The 17729-nt window shown below is 38.7% G+C and carries 13 protein-coding genes; 7 read left to right on the top strand and 6 right to left on the bottom strand.

Going from position 1 to position 17729, the window contains the following annotated elements; translation table 11 throughout:
• Positions 1–91 precede the first annotated feature (91 nt).
• The 6 genes from rpoB (at position 92) to ABEG20_RS02570 (ending at position 11637) form a co-directional block, all read left to right on the top strand.
• Positions 92–3895 (top strand): DNA-directed RNA polymerase subunit beta, encoded by a 3804-nt coding sequence (gene rpoB / locus ABEG20_RS02545; protein WP_169502003.1) that lies wholly within the window; start codon positions 92–94, stop codon positions 3893–3895.
• Between the two features lie 90 nt (positions 3896–3985).
• On the top strand, positions 3986–8272 hold the full coding sequence (gene rpoC / locus ABEG20_RS02550) for a DNA-directed RNA polymerase subunit beta' (protein WP_406825830.1): 4287 nt from the start codon (positions 3986–3988) through the stop codon (positions 8270–8272).
• 175 nt (positions 8273–8447) lie between these two features.
• On the top strand, positions 8448–8642 hold the full coding sequence (locus tag ABEG20_RS02555) for a hypothetical protein (RefSeq protein WP_406825831.1): 195 nt from the start codon (positions 8448–8450) through the stop codon (positions 8640–8642).
• A gap of 75 nt (positions 8643–8717) precedes the next feature.
• A complete protein-coding gene (locus ABEG20_RS02560; RefSeq protein ID WP_029279713.1) occupies positions 8718–9029 on the top strand; it encodes a DUF3467 domain-containing protein in 312 nt (103 codons plus the stop codon).
• 76 nt (positions 9030–9105) lie between these two features.
• Positions 9106–10329: an OmpP1/FadL family transporter gene (locus tag ABEG20_RS02565; protein ID WP_406825832.1), complete on the top strand. Its 1224-nt coding sequence runs from the start codon at positions 9106–9108 to the stop codon at positions 10327–10329.
• 12 nt (positions 10330–10341) lie between these two features.
• Positions 10342–11637, top strand: coding sequence for an SGNH/GDSL hydrolase family protein (locus ABEG20_RS02570; RefSeq protein WP_406825833.1), 1296 nt, complete (start codon positions 10342–10344; stop codon positions 11635–11637).
• A 70-nt stretch (positions 11638–11707) separates the two neighbouring features.
• On the opposite strand, the gene ABEG20_RS02575 is transcribed toward ABEG20_RS02570, so the two are convergent.
• The 6 genes from ABEG20_RS02575 to ABEG20_RS02600 form a co-directional block, all read right to left on the bottom strand.
• Positions 11708–12484, bottom strand: coding sequence for a matrixin family metalloprotease (locus tag ABEG20_RS02575; RefSeq protein ID WP_406825834.1), 777 nt, complete (start codon positions 12482–12484; stop codon positions 11708–11710).
• Between the two features lie 29 nt (positions 12485–12513).
• Entirely contained in the window at positions 12514–12786 is a 273-nt protein-coding gene (locus tag ABEG20_RS02580; protein ID WP_406825835.1) for a hypothetical protein, read from the bottom strand.
• 90 nt (positions 12787–12876) lie between these two features.
• Positions 12877–13809 (bottom strand): tRNA (adenosine(37)-N6)-dimethylallyltransferase MiaA, encoded by a 933-nt coding sequence (gene miaA / locus ABEG20_RS02585; protein ID WP_406825836.1) that lies wholly within the window; start codon positions 13807–13809, stop codon positions 12877–12879.
• Between the two features lie 74 nt (positions 13810–13883).
• Positions 13884–14531, bottom strand: a complete 648-nt coding sequence (locus tag ABEG20_RS02590) for an IS1096 element passenger TnpR family protein (protein ID WP_406825837.1) — start codon at positions 14529–14531, stop codon at positions 13884–13886.
• A 98-nt stretch (positions 14532–14629) separates the two neighbouring features.
• Positions 14630–16036: a CCA tRNA nucleotidyltransferase gene (locus tag ABEG20_RS02595; protein WP_406825838.1), complete on the bottom strand. Its 1407-nt coding sequence runs from the start codon at positions 16034–16036 to the stop codon at positions 14630–14632.
• 105 nt (positions 16037–16141) lie between these two features.
• Complete coding sequence (locus ABEG20_RS02600) at positions 16142–16708, bottom strand: L-threonylcarbamoyladenylate synthase (RefSeq protein WP_406825839.1); 567 nt, start codon at positions 16706–16708, stop codon at positions 16142–16144.
• Positions 16709–17072: 364 nt separating this feature from the next.
• Here ABEG20_RS02600 and ABEG20_RS02605 point away from each other — a divergent pair, with 364 nt between their 5' ends.
• Complete coding sequence (locus ABEG20_RS02605) at positions 17073–17627, top strand: DUF4136 domain-containing protein (protein WP_406825840.1); 555 nt, start codon at positions 17073–17075, stop codon at positions 17625–17627.
• Positions 17628–17729 lie beyond the last annotated feature (102 nt).

Genomic DNA, 17729 nt, shown 5'->3' on the forward strand with positions numbered 1-17729 from the left:
TTATAAACACCTCATTTTGTTTGGTTAATGAGCTTGTTTGAAATTCGAACCAAACAAATAGTTTATTCTTAAACTAAAATCTTTTAGTCCATTGGCAAAGACAGTCGAACAAAGAGTAAATTTTGCAACTAGTAAGCACATTATAGACTATCCGGATTTTCTGGATGTGCAATTGCAATCATTCAGAGAATTTTTCCAGATAGATACCACATCAGACGATCGCTCTAGCGAAGGTTTGTTTAAAGTGTTTGCTGAAAACTTTCCAATAACAGATTCAAGAAATATCTTCGTATTAGAGTTTCTTGATTATTTTGTTGATCCGCCACGTTACGATATACATGAGTGTATTGAGCGTGGATTAACCTACAATGTTCCATTAAAAGCAAAGCTTAAGCTTTCTTGTAATGATGTAGAACATGAAGATTTTGAAACCATTATCCAGGATGTGTATTTAGGTACAATCCCGTATATGACACCAAAAGGTACATTTGTTATCAACGGTGCAGAACGTGTTATCGTTTCGCAGTTACACCGTTCTCCAGGCGTGTTCTTCGGCCAAAGCCGTCACACCAACGGAACCAAATTGTACTCTGCACGTGTAATTCCTTTCAAAGGTTCATGGATCGAATTCGCTACAGACGTTAATAACGTGATGTACGCTTATATCGATCGTAAGAAAAAATTCCCGGTTACCACTTTATTACGTGCTATCGGTTACGATTCTGATAAAGATATCTTGGAACTTTTTGATCTTGCTGACGAAGTAAAAGTTAGTAAGTCTGGTTTGAAGAAATATATCGGTCGTAAACTGGCGGCAAGGGTATTGAAAAAATGGGTTGAAGATTTTGTTGATGAAGATACTGGTGAGGTAGTTTCTATCGACCGTAATGAAGTGATTCTTGAAAGAGAAACCGTTTTAGAAGACGAACACATTGATATGGTTATCGAAGCTGGCGTAAAAAGCATCATCTTATCAAAAGAAGATGGCGCAAGTCAGGCTGATTATACCATTATATATAATACCTTACAAAAGGATACCTCAAACTCAGAAAAAGAAGCTGTAGAAAATATCTATCGTGCTTTGCGTAACGCAGAACCACCTGATGAGGAAACAGCCCGTGGTATCATTGATCGTTTATTCTTTTCAGATAAACGTTACGATTTAGGAGATGTTGGTCGTTACCGCATCAACCGTAAATTGAAAATGAATACCCCTGATGAGGTTAAAGTATTAACAAAAGCAGATATTATTGCGATTGTGAAATACCTGATCAAATTGATCAACTCAAAAGAGGAAGTGGATGATATCGATCACTTATCTAACCGTCGTGTACGTACGGTAGGTGAGCAATTGTACGCACAGTTTGGTGTTGGTTTAGCCCGTATGGCCAGAACCATCCGTGAGCGTATGAACATTCGCGATAACGAGGTGTTTACACCAACTGATTTGATTAACGCCCGTACGTTATCATCAGTGATCAACTCTTTCTTTGGTACCAACCAGTTATCTCAGTTCATGGATCAAACCAATCCATTGGCAGAGATTACGCACAAACGCCGTTTATCGGCCTTAGGTCCAGGTGGTTTATCGCGTGAGCGTGCCGGTTTCGAGGTACGTGACGTTCACTATACCCACTATGGTCGTTTATGTACGATTGAAACACCAGAGGGACCGAACATTGGTTTGATTTCATCACTTTGTGTGCATGCAAAAATCAATAATTTAGGTTTCATTGAAACACCATACAAACGTGTTGAAGATGGTAAAGTAGTTGTAGATTCAGACGTTATTTATCTATCTGCCGAGGATGAAGATGGTAAAACCATTGCTCAGGCCAATGCAGAGTATGATGATAAAGGTAACTTTACCACACCACGTGTTAAAGCGCGTTATGAGGGTGACTTCCCGATTATTGAGCCTGAGAAATTAGACTTAATGGACGTTGCGCCTAACCAGATTACGTCAATTGCTGCTTCGTTAATTCCGTTCCTGGAACATGATGATGCGAACAGGGCTTTGATGGGATCGAACATGCAACGTCAGGCCGTACCTTTGTTACGTCCTGAAGCACCAATCGTGGGTACAGGTCTGGAAGGTCGCGTTGCCCGTGACTCTAGAACTTTGATCAATGCAGAAGGTGACGGTGTGGTAGAGTATGTTGATGCTAATGAAATTACCATTAAATATGAACGTAACGAAGATGATCGTTTGGTTTCATTTGAAGGTGATAGCAAAACTTACCGTTTAATTAAATTCAAAAAGACCAACCAGAATACTTGTATCAACTTAAAACCGATCGTTAAGAAAGGTCAGAAAGTAACTAAAGGACAAGTACTTTGCGAAGGTTATGCAACTGAAAATGGTGAACTGGCATTAGGAAGAAACTTAAAAGTGGCGTTCATGCCATGGCAAGGTTTCAACTTTGAGGATGCGATTGTAATCAACGAGCGTATTGTTCGTGATGACGTTTTCACTTCATTGCATATTGAAGAGTTTGAATTAGAAGTACGTGATACTAAACGTGGGGAAGAGGAATTAACACCAGATATCCCTAACGTTTCTGAAGAGGCGACTAAAGACCTTGATGAAAATGGTATTATCCGTATTGGTGCTGATGTAAAAGAAGGTGATATTTTAATTGGTAAGATTACGCCAAAAGGAGAGTCTGACCCTTCACCGGAAGAGAAATTACTACGTGCTATTTTTGGTGATAAAGCAGGCGACGTTAAAGATGCGTCTTTAAAAACTCCTCCTTCTATCCAGGGTGTGGTAATTGACACTAAATTATTCAGCCGTGCTAAGAAAACGACAAAAGCTGAGGAAAAATCGGCAATTGAGAAATTAGACAAAGGATATAACAATATCACGGAGAAACTAAAAGCAGAATTAGTTGACAAATTATTCACTATTGTAAATGGAAAAACATCACAAGGTGTATATAACATTTATAAAGAATTGTTAGTTGCTAAAGGTGCTAAGTTTACGCAGAAAATTTTAGCCGAGCTTAATTATGATCACATCAGCCCTAACAAATGGACTACTGATGATGATAAAAACGAGCTGATTAAAATGTTGCTTCACAACTACGGTATCCGTGTTAACGAAGAGCTGGGTGCTTACAAACGTGATAAATTCGCGATCAGTGTAGGTGATGAGCTTCCTTCGGGAATTGTACAGATGGCTAAAGTTTATGTGGCTAAAAAGCGTAAATTAAAAGTAGGTGATAAAATGGCAGGTCGCCATGGTAACAAAGGTATTGTTGCACGTATTGTACGTGATGAAGATATGCCTTTCTTAGCTGATGGTAGCCCGGTTGATATCGTGTTGAACCCACTGGGTGTACCTTCACGTATGAACCTTGGTCAGATCTATGAAACCGTATTGGCATGGGCCGGTAAAGAATTGGGTGTTAAATTTGCCACTCCGATTTTTGATGGTGCTACGCATGATGAGGTTGAAGAGTGGATTGCTAAAGCGGGTGTTCCTGCTTCAGGAAAAACCTACCTATACAATGGTTTAACAGGTGAGCGTTTCGATCAGACTACAACTGTAGGTATTATCTACATGCTGAAATTGGGTCACATGGTTGATGATAAGATGCACGCCCGTTCAATCGGACCATACTCATTAATTACACAACAACCATTGGGTGGTAAAGCCCAGTTCGGTGGTCAGCGTTTTGGTGAGATGGAGGTTTGGGCATTAGAGGCATTCGGTGCAGCTAATATTCTTCAGGAGATCTTAACCGTTAAGTCGGATGATGTGATCGGAAGGGCCAAAACTTACGAAGCCATTGTTAAAGGTGAAAACCTACCAACGCCAGGTGTGCCAGAATCGTTCAACGTATTGGTACATGAGTTACGTGGATTAGGTTTAGATATTACATTAGATTAATTAAGGTAGAGGGTTAAAAGGTAGAAGGTTGAGGGTTCAAACGCCCTCCGCCTTCCGCCTTCCGCCTTTCGCCTTTAACCTTACATAAGTATGTCTTACAAAAAGGATAATAAATTAAAAAGCAATTTCACATCCATCACGATTAGTTTATCGTCTCCTGAAATTATTCTGGAACGATCAAGCGGTGAGGTGTTGAAACCGGAAACCATTAACTACCGTACTTACAAACCTGAGCGTGATGGTTTGTTCTGTGAGCGTATTTTTGGTCCGGTAAAAGATTACGAATGTCATTGCGGTAAATATAAACGTATCCGTTACAAGGGTATTGTTTGTGACCGTTGTGGTGTTGAAGTAACTGAAAAGAAAGTACGTCGTGAGCGTATGGGGCACATCGCTTTGGTGGTTCCTGTTGCACACATCTGGTATTTCCGATCTTTACCAAACAAAATCGGTTATTTATTAGGTTTACCTACTAAAAAATTAGATTTAATTATCTATTACGAGCGTTATGTAGTGATTCAGTCAGGCTTAATGGCCGAAGAAGGGATCAACTATATGGACTTCTTAACGGAAGAAGAATATTTAGATATCTTAGATAAATTACCTAAAGAAAATCAATATTTAGACGATAAAGATCCTAATAAATTCATCGCCAAAATGGGGGCTGAAGCATTAGAAGATTTATTAAAACGTATTGATTTAGATACTTTATCTTATGATTTGCGTCACCAGGCAGCTAACGAAACTTCTCAGCAACGTAAAAATGAGGCTTTAAAACGTCTTCAGGTTGTTGAAGCTTTCCGAGGTGCCAATACACGTATTGAGAATCGTCCGGAGTGGATGATTGTTAAAATCGTTCCGGTTATTCCACCAGAATTACGTCCGTTGGTTCCATTAGAAGGTGGCCGTTTCGCTACTTCAGATTTAAATGATTTATACCGTCGTGTAATTATCCGTAACAACCGTTTAAAACGTTTGATCGAGATTAAAGCACCAGAGGTAATTTTACGTAACGAAAAACGGATGTTACAGGAAGCTGTAGATTCGTTATTTGATAACTCACGTAAAGTTAACGCGGTAAAAACTGAAGGTAACCGTGCTTTAAAATCACTTTCAGATATCCTGAAAGGTAAACAAGGTCGTTTCCGTCAGAACTTATTGGGTAAACGTGTGGATTATTCAGCACGTTCGGTAATTGTTGTAGGGCCTAGCCTTAAATTACACGAGTGCGGTATCCCTAAAGATATGGCTGCTGAGCTTTACAAACCATTCATCATTCGTAAAATGATTGAGCGTGGTGTGGTGAAAACAGTTAAATCTGCGAAGAAAATCGTGGATAGAAAAGACCCATTGGTTTGGGATATTTTAGAAAATGTATTAAAAGGTCACCCGGTATTATTAAACCGTGCACCTACGCTACACAGACTAGGTATCCAGGCCTTCCAGCCAAAATTAATTGAAGGAAAAGCGATCCAGTTACACCCATTAGTTTGTACCGCATTCAACGCCGATTTTGATGGTGACCAGATGGCTGTGCACTTACCGTTAGGTAATGCCGCAATTTTGGAAGCCCAGGTGTTAATGTTAGCTGCACACAACATCTTAAACCCTGCAAACGGTACACCGATTACAGTACCATCACAGGATATGGTTTTGGGTCTTTATTATATTACTAAAGGCCGTAGAACAGATGAAACCAGAGTGGTTAAAGGACAGGATTCTGCTTTCTATTCTCCGGAAGAAGTTATTATTGCTTATAACGAGAAAGAATTAGACTTGCACGCATTTATCAAAGTAAGGGTAAATGTTAAACAAGCTGACGGTTCTATCGTTAATAAATTGACTGAAACCACTGTAGGTAGAGTATTGTTCAACCAGATGGTTCCTGAAGAGGTTGGTTATATCAATGAACTATTAACCAAAAAATCTTTAAGAGATATTATTGGTGAAGTTGTGAAAATGACTGGTATGGCCCGTGCTTCTCAATTCTTGGATGATATCAAAGAATTAGGTTTCAAAATGGCCTTCCAGGGAGGTTTATCGTTCAACTTACAAGACGTAAACATTCCGGTAGAGAAACATACTTTATTAGAACAGGCTGCTGCAGAAGTTGAAGAGGTAAGAAACAACTATAACATGGGTTTCATTACCAACAACGAGCGTTACAACCAGATTATCGATATCTGGACCCGTATCAACAACAGGTTAACTACTTTCGTTATGACTCAGTTATCTTCAGATAACCAAGGTTTTAACTCAGTTTACATGATGCTTGATTCTGGTGCACGTGGATCTAAGGAGCAGATTCGTCAGCTTTGCGGAATGCGTGGTTTGATGGCGAAACCTCAAAAATCTGGTTCAGGTGGTGATATCATCGAAAACCCGATCTTATCAAACTTTAAAGAAGGTTTATCGGTATTAGAGTACTTTATCTCTACTCACGGTGCCCGTAAAGGTTTGGCGGATACGGCGTTAAAAACGGCTGATGCGGGTTACTTAACCCGTCGTTTACATGATGTAGCCCAGGATATGATTGTTAACGATAACGATTGTGGCACCTTAAGAGGTATGTATACCACTGCGTTAAAAGATAACGAAGATATTGTTGAACCATTATACGATAGAATTTTAGGTCGTACTTCATTACACGATGTGTATAATCCTTTGGATAATACATTATTGGTAGGTGCAGGCGAAGATATCAACGAAGAGGTTGCTAAATTGATCGATGAGTCGCCATTAGAAGGTATCGAAATTCGTTCAGTATTAACCTGTGAGTCTAAACGTGGTGTTTGTGCATTGTGTTATGGCCGTAACTTGGCATCAGGTAAACGTGTTCAAAGAGGTGAGGCAGTTGGTGTAATTGCAGCACAATCGATCGGTGAGCCGGGTACACAGTTAACACTTCGTACTTTCCACGTGGGTGGTACTGCATCAAACATTGCTGCGGAATCAAACATCGTAGCTAAGTTTGATGGTGTTATCGAATTCGAAAATATCCGTACAGTAGATACACAAACCGAAGATGGTACCGTACAGGTTGTATTGGGACGTTCAGGTGAGTTTAGAATTGTTGAGCCAGGAAGCGGTAGAGTGATCGTAACCAACAACATTCCTTATGGTGCTTTCTTATTTGTTAAAGAAGGAGATAAAGTAACCAAAGGCGATAAAATCTGTTCATGGGATCCGTACAACGCGGTAATTCTTTCAGAATTTGCCGGTAAAGCACAATTTGATGCCATTATTGAAGGTGTTACCTTCCGTGAGGAATCTGATGAGCAAACTGGTCACCGTGAAAAAGTGATTATCGATACACGTGATAAAACTAAAAACCCATCTGTTCAGATCGTTGATAAAAAAGGCGAAATGATCAAAGGTTATAACATCCCGGTAGGAGCACACGTTTCAGTTGATGAAGGTGAAACCATCCAAACTGGTCAGATTATCGCTAAAATTCCACGTGCAACTGGTAAAACCCGTGATATTACGGGAGGTTTACCTCGTGTAACGGAATTATTTGAAGCACGTAACCCGTCTAATCCAGCTGTAGTAACTGAAATTGATGGTGTGGTGACTTTAGGTGGCGTTAAACGTGGTAACCGTGAGATCACCATCGAATCGAAAGATGGTGAAGTTAAAAAATACCTTGTTCCATTGTCTAAACACATCCTTGTACAGGATAACGACTTTGTGAAAGCAGGTATGCCATTATCTGATGGTTCAATTTCTCCAGCCGATATCTTGTCAATTAAAGGCCCTGCAGCGGTTCAGGAATACTTAGTAAATGGTATTCAAGAGGTTTACCGTTTACAAGGTGTGAAAATTAACGATAAACACTTCGAGGTGATTGTTCACCAGATGATGCAGAAAGTTCACATCGAAGATCCGGGAGATACTATTTTCTTAGAAAACAATGCAGTAGACCGTTGGGATTTCTCAGAAGAAAACGATGCCATGTACGACAAGAAAGTTGTTGAAGATGCGGGCGATTCGACTGAATTCAAACCAGGTCAGATTGTATCATTACGTAAATTAAGAGATGAGAATTCTCAGTTAAAACGTAAAGATTTAAAACAGATTACGGTAAGAGATGCAAGACCGGCAACTGCAAGTTCTATCTTACAAGGTATTACCCGTGCGTCATTAGGTACTAAATCGTTCATTTCTGCGGCTTCGTTCCAGGAAACCACGAAAGTATTAAATGAGGCGGCGATTGCAGGTAAACGCGATAATATGTTAGGCTTGAAAGAAAACGTGATCGTTGGTCACTTAATCCCTTCAGGTACTGGTGTACGTGGTTACGAAAGAATCATCGTTGGTTCACAAGAAGAATACGATAAATTATTAGCTTCGAAACAAGAAGAAGTAGAAGCTTAATATTTTTTGATATTTTGTTTTAAAACTCCCTCAATATTGAGGGAGTTTTTTGTTGGGAATAGATTTTGTAACTTTAATAAATTAAAAATAAACCATGAGTGTTACAGAAATTTAACTTTTTCAGATTTTAAAAGCTAAGCCTGGCAACCAGGAAGCTGGGCAATTGGTCTTTTTTGTGAAAGAAGAAGTTAAATCTGAGTTTGATCCTAAAAGAGAAACTTTAGCGACGAAAGAAGATATAGCAAACACGAAAGAATATATTCTTCAGGTAAAGTCTGAACTTTCAAAATCTATTTATCTTGTAGGGCTTATTCAATTTCTGGTAATAGTAGGATCAGTAATTGGTATCATCAGTTTTATGCTAAAATAATTTAACTTAAAATAAGCTTAATATTATATTTTAATTCCGCCATTAAGCAGCGGAATTTTTTATTTTTGAAGCATTATGGAAGAACAACAAAACGAGAATCAGTTAAACATAGAATTATCAGAAGAAATTGCCGAAGGAATTTTTTCTAACCTGGCCATTATTACCCATTCTAATACAGAATTTGTATTGGATTTTATCCGCGTAATGCCGGGTATTCCGAAAGCAAAGGTAAAGTCGAGAATTATTTTAACTCCGGAACATGCAAAACGCTTATTATCAGCATTAGAGGATAACATACAGAAATTTGAAGCTGTAAACGGGCGCATTAAGACTCAGGAAGAACCACCTTTTCCAATGGGTTTTGGTGGACCGACTGCCCAGGCTTAAAACACATAAAATTCTTACACACAAATATTTGCTTACTATGTTAGCATAGTATATATTTGTATATAACCATTTATAAATGAAAAAAATTTTATTGAGCGTATTACTTTCTGCCCCACTATGGGTTTTGGGGCAGGGTTTCCAGGTTAATTTACAAGGTCAGAAGCAAATAGGTATGGCGGGTGCAGGTTCTGCACTGGCTTTAGATGAGGCTTCTGTGTTTTATAATCCGGGTGCAGTATCTTTCTTAGAGAAAAACTCAGTGTCAGCAGGTGTAAACCCATTATTATTTAAGTCAGCTTTTAAGCAATCAGGTTCGAATATAACCGAGAATGTAAAGAATAAAATTGCTCCTCCTTTCGAATTTTATGCAGTTTGGGGACCAAAATCAAATAAATGGAAACTGGGTTTAGGCGTTTATACCCCATTTGGTGGTTTGGTTGACTGGGGAAATGACTGGTCTGGCAGATATGCACTAACCTCATTAAATTTAAAAGCCATTTATTTCCAGCCTACTTTAAGTATAAAAATTACCGATCGTATTGGTATTGGTGCTGGTTTTGTGTATAACCATGGTGATGTTAACCTTCAGCGGGCTTTACCGGTTAATTTTCCTGACGGCCGCTCTGGCCATGCTACCTTAGAAGGCACAGGAAAAGGTTATGGCTGGAATGCAGGTTTATACATTAAAACTTTGAGCAATATTTCATTTGCTCTGGTGCATAAATCGAAAGTAATTACGAAATTAGATAATGGTACTGCTGAGTTTGATGTGCCAAATTCATTGAGGTCATCTTTCCCTGCAGGAAACACTTTCAATGCAGAATTACCTTTGCCAGCAACCACAAGCTTAGGTATAGGCATTCCGTTATCTCAAAGCACCACATTAGCGTTTGATGCCAGCTGGGTACAATGGCATATTTACCAGGATCTATCATTTGATTATGCAACCAATACTCCGGCACTGGCCGATACAAAATCGGCCCGTAACTACCGCGATGGTTCTTCGTTCAAACTAGGTATTAATCACCAGGCGTCTGAAAAATTAGCTTTAAGAGCTGGTGTAGGGTATGCACTTTCACCTGTACAGGATGGTTATGTAACTCCCGAGGCACCGGATGCTGATCGTTATATTTTAAGTGCCGGTATAGGCTATACACCTACCCGCCATTTCGAAGTAAACGCGTCATTCTTTTTTGAGGATGTTAAATCGCGTAAACAAAAGAATATAGAAACTGGCCTGGATGGTACTTTTAAAACTTTGGTTTATGCGCCAGGTATTTCGTTAACTTATAAATGGTAGGAGACCTTACAAATGAAAAAATACATATTAAATAGTTTCGTAGCTGCTGCCATTCTTTTTACCGCAGCCTGCAAACCAGAAATTGAAACTCCCGCAGGTACCTCGGCCGGACAAGCGAATTTTAGTAAATACATTGCTGTAGGTAATTCATTAACTTCAGGTTATGCTGATGGCGGATTATATTTAGAAGGCCAGAAAGTGGCATATCCAAATTTAATTGCCGCGAAGATGACTTCGGTAGGAGGTGGAGCTTTTACTTCTCCATTTTTTACCGATGCACAAGCTAATGGTTCAGGATACATTTCACTTACAGCTTTAGTAAATGGCATTCCAACTTTGACGCCAGTAGCAGGGGATGGTTGGCGAAATGCACCGACAAATAGTCGTTTATTTAAGTACTCAGGTGATATCCAAAACTTAGGTATCCCAGGTATGCGTGTCGATATATCTTTCGATCCAACACTTACTTTTAGTGCTGCCAATCCTTTTTTTGAGCGTTTATTAACTGATGCACAAGTAGGTAAAACCAATTATTTTCAATATATCCAGGGAAGAAACCATACCTTTTTCTCCATCTGGCTGGGCAATAACGATGTGTTAGGTTATGCTTTAAATGGTGCAGTAACCGTTACCGGCGATCCCACTACAGTGTTAACAGATAAGGTAACCTTTTCTTCATTATATGCTAATTTGTTAAATGCCTTAACCGCTGGTGGCCAGAAAGGCATTGTAGCCACTATACCTGATGTAACAGCTATTCCTTATTTCAATACCGTAAAGCCTTCTGTGCTGCTTGCTGCTGCAAAGGCTGCTAATCCCGCTGCTCAGGCTGTATTTATTCAAACGGGTACTGGTGCTGTAAGGGTGGCTACTGATGAAGATTTAATCCGTTTACCATTTCAATCGGCCGGTTTATTTGGTCAGGGTACTATTCCTTATGGTCTACATCCGTTAAATCCAATCGCAAACAATTGGGTACTGGATAAAGATGAGGTAATTAAGGTGAAAGATTATGTAAATAGCTATAACAGCAGTATTAAGTCTATTGCCACCAGTAAGGGTTTAGCTATAGCAGATACCTATGCATATTTTAATCAGGTAAAAGCCGGATTAATGGTACAAGGCATTGGCATCAATGCTGCATTTATCTCTGGTGGGGCTTTCTCTTTAGATGGGATTCACTTAACGCCGCGTGGAAACGCTGTAATTGCCAATGTATTTATTGATGCCATTAATGCAAAATATGGTTCTACTATTCCAACCATTGATGTTACACAATACAGGGGAGTGAAATTTCCTGACAAATAACCTTTTGTTGCCTAGTAATAAAGCCAATCCTATTTTAGGGTTGGCTTTATTTATTTAAAATCTTTTGAAATTAATAATGGATGTTCGCAACCATTGATTTGATTTCTGTGGTCGCATTACAATCTGATATATAGGCTTTCATGATTATATCTCCTGTAAATTGTCCATTGGGCTTGACTACTACTTGAGAGGTTCCCTGACCACTGATCAGATCAACGCCCGGAGGCATTACCCAATTTAGAGAAGAATATCTGAAAGGGGGTTGATTATTAGGGTTATAAGTCATGATAGGTGGGTTGCCAATCGGAGAGAATATATAATCATACCCGTAAAAAAGTGTGAAAGTTACTTCTTGGCCAACAGGCATATCAAGGTTACCGATCATGCCATTCTCGTAATTTGGATTATTGCCATAAATTGTTCTGGATCCAACTACATCGTCAATACTTAAAGTTCGCATGCCTAGTCCAAAATAATAAGGTGTCATTGTTGCGTTAGTGCATTCGGAATGGTCTAACCCGATAGTATGGCCAAATTCATGCGCCGCTACAGAAGCTAAGTCTATTGTGCCTGGTTCAGGGCCAAATAACGATGCAGACCAATTTTCTTCATCATCGAAGTGAATAACGCCATTTGTTGGATAAAAGGCATGAGCAAGCGTTCCTCCTGGGCCATCGAATGCATTATTTGCTCCGTCACCATGATTTCCTTTGTACCAACCAACTTTAACATCAGCGTATTGAACCGAAGTAATGTAACTAATACTAACGCTGATATTGGGAACATTAATGGCAAACCAAGCTCTAATTCCGTTAAAAACCTGATCCCGGGCTGTTGTTGCATCCATTACGCTTGGATTATTTAAAAATCCTACTTTTAAATTTTTACCCGGCTGAAAATACTTCCCTGAGCAACCCACGAAGTTAAAATGTCATTTAATGGACTACCTTTAATGGTGGCAAGTTTAGCTGGCCCCTTGGATAATGCGACTCCTGCCTGGGGAATCCAATCGTTAACAAACTTAATATTCTTATAAATGTCTGGCTTTTCTTTTTCAGCTAAAGTTTCATTTTTTTTACAAGAATATAGAAATGTCAGGCTTAGTAATAATAAAGCCAAAAGCGTAAGGGGATTGTTTTTGTTTTTCATAGGTTTATATTTAAGTTTTCCTTACCAAACTTAAATATTATATTGGAGATGCTGTAAATGTAACTAGATTATTAATGTCTTGTAATCTTACTATTTTGTAGTCTTAATTTTGTTATTTGCAATGTTTGAATTGACGTAGCTAATTATCATTTTATGTTCATCAGGTTCAAACCAGTTAATCTCATCATCTCTCCTAAACCAGGTGAGCTGACGCTTGGCAAAACGGCGGGTATTCTGTTTAATGGCAGCGATGGCATCTTCAAAAGAGATTTTTTCGTCCAGGTAATCGAAAATTTCACTGTAACCTACTGTATTTAAAGCATTATATTTTTTAAATGGTATGAGTGATTTAACTTCTTCTACTAAACCATCCGCCATCATTTGATCAACTCTGCTGTTAATCCGATCATAAAGAACGGCCCGATCGGTATTTAACCCAATTTTGATGATATTAAACGGTCTTTCCTTTTTGGTTGCCGAAAGCATGGAAGAAAGTTTTTGACCTGTTGATAAATACACCTCCAAACCCCTGATCATTCTTTGTGGATTTTGTTGGTCTACTTTTGCAAAATATGCCGGGTCTAATTCGGCCAGTTGATTTTGGATGGCCGCCAAACCTTCTTCTTCAAATTGTTTATTTAGTTTTTCCCTGATTGATAAATCGATATCGGGCATTTCATCTAAACCATTTATTAAAGCGTTTACATATAATCCAGAACCTCCTACCATAATGGCAAGATTGTGGTTTTGGAAAATTTCTTCTAATTTTTTTAATCCTTCTACTTCAAAATCGCCTGTACTAAACAGTTGCGTTACCGAATGTGAATCGATAAAATGGTGTTTAGCTGCTGCTAATTCCATTGCATTGGGTTTTGCAGTGCCTATTGCCATTTCCTTAAAAAACTGGCGTGAATCTGCAGAGATAATTTCTGTGCCGAAATGTTGCGCCAGTTGAATGGCTAAGGCTGTTTTACCTATGGCAGTAGGGCCAACAATGGATATTAGGGTTTTTGCTTCCGGCATGATGGTTTGTATAAAATAAAAGCTGCCAAATTTAAATATTTGGCAGCTTTTTGCATTTATTATTTTGTTGCTAATTAATAATCGTCTTTTTGGCTATCATCTTCGAAGTGATCATCATCTGAAAATTCATCTCCAAACTCGTCTTCTTCATTTTCTTCATCTTCGTCTCGCTCTTCCTCGTTGATACCCATTTCGCCCATGGCCTCTAATTCGTCGGTATCTTCAGGTACAAAGTTCATTTCATTTAAGAAATCAAATTCGCTGGCCGCCGCCGCAGCACCTCTGGGATCAACAGCTTGCGGACTATTTTGCTCCATTATTTTTGGCGCTTCACCAACGCTTTTTGCCAAAAATGGATATTCGATATTAGGGTCTGCATCCAGTATGATTTTTACCAGTTCTACATGGAAATCATAAGGGCGATCGAAATTATAGATATAATAAAACTTTTGATGTGGATCTTCAATAAAACCGCTCAGTTTAGAGTTTTCCATTAAAACTACACGGTCTTTTTTACGTTCGTTTGGTAAATAAGCAATTTCGTCACCTTTTAACCAATTATCGGTACTTACATAAAAAGAAGAAGGTTTCTCGGCATTATAACCGGTAGATCTGTGAATGGCCTTATGGAGGTCTTCAAATGTTTGGTTTGATTTAATGTCGATCTCTCTCACAACATCATCAAAATCTTCAAAAGTAATTCTAAATTTATAAATAGCCATTATTGTATTTTGGAACCGTAAAAATAAGTTAATTTATAATTACCACAAACATGATGTGCCCTAAAAGGCACCATAATCACATGGTTACGGCAATTAAATTATTTATTAACAGGATTTAATCCCATTTGTTTTGCCTGATTGAGCATAAAATTATACGCTTCCTGATAATCATTTGTGATCTCACCTTCCAGTATGGCCTCACGAATGGCATTTTTAATGATGCCCACTTCTTTGCCTGCATTCAGGCCAAAAGTTTCCATAATATCGTTACCGGTAATTGGAGGTTGCCAGTTTCTGATTTTATCTCGTTCTTCAACATCCCTGAGCTTTTGTTTTACCAGTTCAAAGTTGTTTCTGTATTTTGTTTTCTTGTATTCGTTTTTGGTGGTTACATCGGCATTGCATAACAACATTAGGCTTTCAATTTCTTCCCCGGCATCAAAAAGTAACCGCCTTACGGCAGAGTCTGTAACGGTTTCCTGTGCCAGTACAATCGGGCGTAAATGAAGCTGAACCAATTTTTGCACAAATTTCATCTTTTCGTTTAAAGGAAGTTTCAGCTGTGCAAATATTTTCGGAACCATTCGTGCTCCTCTATCTTCGTGGCCGTGGAATGTCCAACCGTGGCCTTCTTCAAAACGTTTGGTAGCAGGCTTGGCTATATCATGTAAAATGGCTGCCCAGCGCAACCATAAATCATCTGTATCAGCACAAATATTATCCAAAACTTCAAGTGTATGATAAAAATTGTCTTTATGCCCTTTGCCTTTGATAATTTCCACACCATAAAGCTGTGCCATTTGAGGAAAAATGATAGATAGCAATCCGGTATCGAAAAGGTATTTAAAGCCAACAGATGGTTTTTTGGAGAGAATAATTCTATTCATCTCGTCGGTAATACGTTCTTTTGATACAATACCGATACGCTGTTTTTGTGTTTTTATCGCATTTAGCGCAGCCTGATCAATATCAAAATTAAGTTGTGAAGCAAAACGGATGGCCCGCATCATGCGTAATGGGTCATCAGAAAAGGTAATTTCCGGATCGAGTGGTGTACGGATCAGCTTATTTTCGAGATCTTTAACCCCGTCAAAAGGATCCAGCAATTCACCAAAACGATCGGCATTTAAATTGATTGCCAAAGCGTTGATGGTAAAATCCCTGCGGAGCTGGTCGTCTGCTAAAGTACCGTCTTCCACAATGGGTTTTCGCGAATCAGAGCGATAAGATTCTTTCCGGGCCCCAACAAACTCAATCTCTAAATCCTGAAATTTAATGTTTGCTGTGCCGAAATTTTTAAAAACGGCTACCCTGGCGTTCAGCTTTCTCCCAACAGCTTCAGCATATGCTATTCCGCTGCCCACAACAACCACATCAATATCTTTTGAAGGGCGATCTAAAAATAAATCGCGAACAAATCCGCCGATTACATAGGCTTCGGTTTTGTTCTTATCTGCAATTTGTGATAAGGTTTTAAATATAGGGTTTTGTAGATGTTGTTGCATGAAGTTGGTTGTTTTATCGTGCTGAGATCAAAAGCATCTGCGAGTTGTGAAAAAACAGATCCTTCGTGACTCAGGACGACAATAAGCATTGCAAAAGTAATAAAATTATCTACGGATAAATTCAAACTGTCCGCCAGGTGAAAGTTTCATGATGGTTGAGGGTTTTTTGCCGGTTCGGTTTTCCTGTTCAAAATCTACCACATAATCAACAGCATTGATAATTTCGGGATCAATGTCGTCAAAGAATTTTGGCGAAGGCTGTCCGCTTAAATTTGCAGAGGTAGAAACGATAGGTTTTCTAAAACGTTGGATTAATGGTGTACAAAAATCGTGTTTAACAATTCTGATGCCTACACTACCATCTGCGTTAATTACATTTGGAGCCAGATTTTTGGCATCTGAAAAAACAACGGTAAGTGGGTTTTCTGCATATTCGATCAGATCGTAAGCTACTTCTGGTATTTCTGCCACATAACTCTGCAGTTTGCTGTCTACATCCAATAGAACGATTAAGCTCTTTTCGGCAGGGCGGTTTTTTATTTTTAATACCTTGTCTACTGCTTCCGGATTTGTGGCATCGCAGCCTATTCCCCAGATCGTATCGGTAGGATAGAGGATCACCCCGCCCGATTTTAATACTTCTAAAGCTTTGTTAATCTCATCTTTTAGCATTTTGCAAAGTTAATTGATAAAGCTGAAGTTAGATAACCTACCTATAAAAGAATTTTAGGAGATTAAAATATTCATTATTATTTATTTTCTTCCGGCGGATGTGCTTTAATCCGATAAAACCAACATTTTTAGCAACCGGTTATTCCATGAAATAGATTTAAACCGTGGTTAGGTTTATCAGGGATAACTTCACGATTAATCCAATTGTAAAATATTTAGTCTGAGTGATATAACGGTAAAACATAATCATACTGAAATCGTTTTATTGATAACAATCTGATTGTAAAAAAATGTTAAATGATTTACCATTTGGTTTGCAAGATCGTTATATTTATGTCAGGTTATTTATACAACAACGCACAAAATGAGAACAGCACAAAAATTATTAATGCTTTTTACAGTGGTATTGGCATTAGCAGGATGTACAACACTCCGCACCGCATCAGATTATGATAAAGATGTTGATTTAAGCGGTTACAAAACTTACAATTTTTACGATAAAGGTATCGCAAGGATTAAGCTCAATAATTTAGACAAGCGCAGATTAATGGCTGCGGTTGAATCTGAAATGAATGCAAAAGGTTTTACAAAATCAGATCGCCCTGATATGTTGGTTAACCTGGTAGTGGTTGCACGGGAAAAAACCGATGTATATGGCCCGGGTTATTATGGCGGCTGGGGATGGGGCTGGCGTGGTGGCTGGGGAAATCCTTTCTGGGGTGGGGGAACCTACGTGAACCAGTATATTGACGGTACCATTGTTATTGATTTTCTGGATCCGGCTAAAAAGATTTTATTCTGGCACGGACAGGGATCAGGTTTTAACCTTGATAACTTTAATAAAAGAGAACAACGTTTGTATACCGGCGTGAAAGAAATATTGGCACAATATCCATCAAATGGTGTTACTGCGAAATAATTAGTAACAATTAATTTTACAGGAGGGCTGTTGAATTTTTAAATAAATTGCGGCCCTTTTTCTTTTATGGATTTTTTAGCTTGTATTGGTTAATGGTTACTA

The organism is Pedobacter sp. KACC 23697, from assembly GCF_045348445.1.
Taxonomy (GTDB): domain Bacteria; phylum Bacteroidota; class Bacteroidia; order Sphingobacteriales; family Sphingobacteriaceae; genus Pedobacter.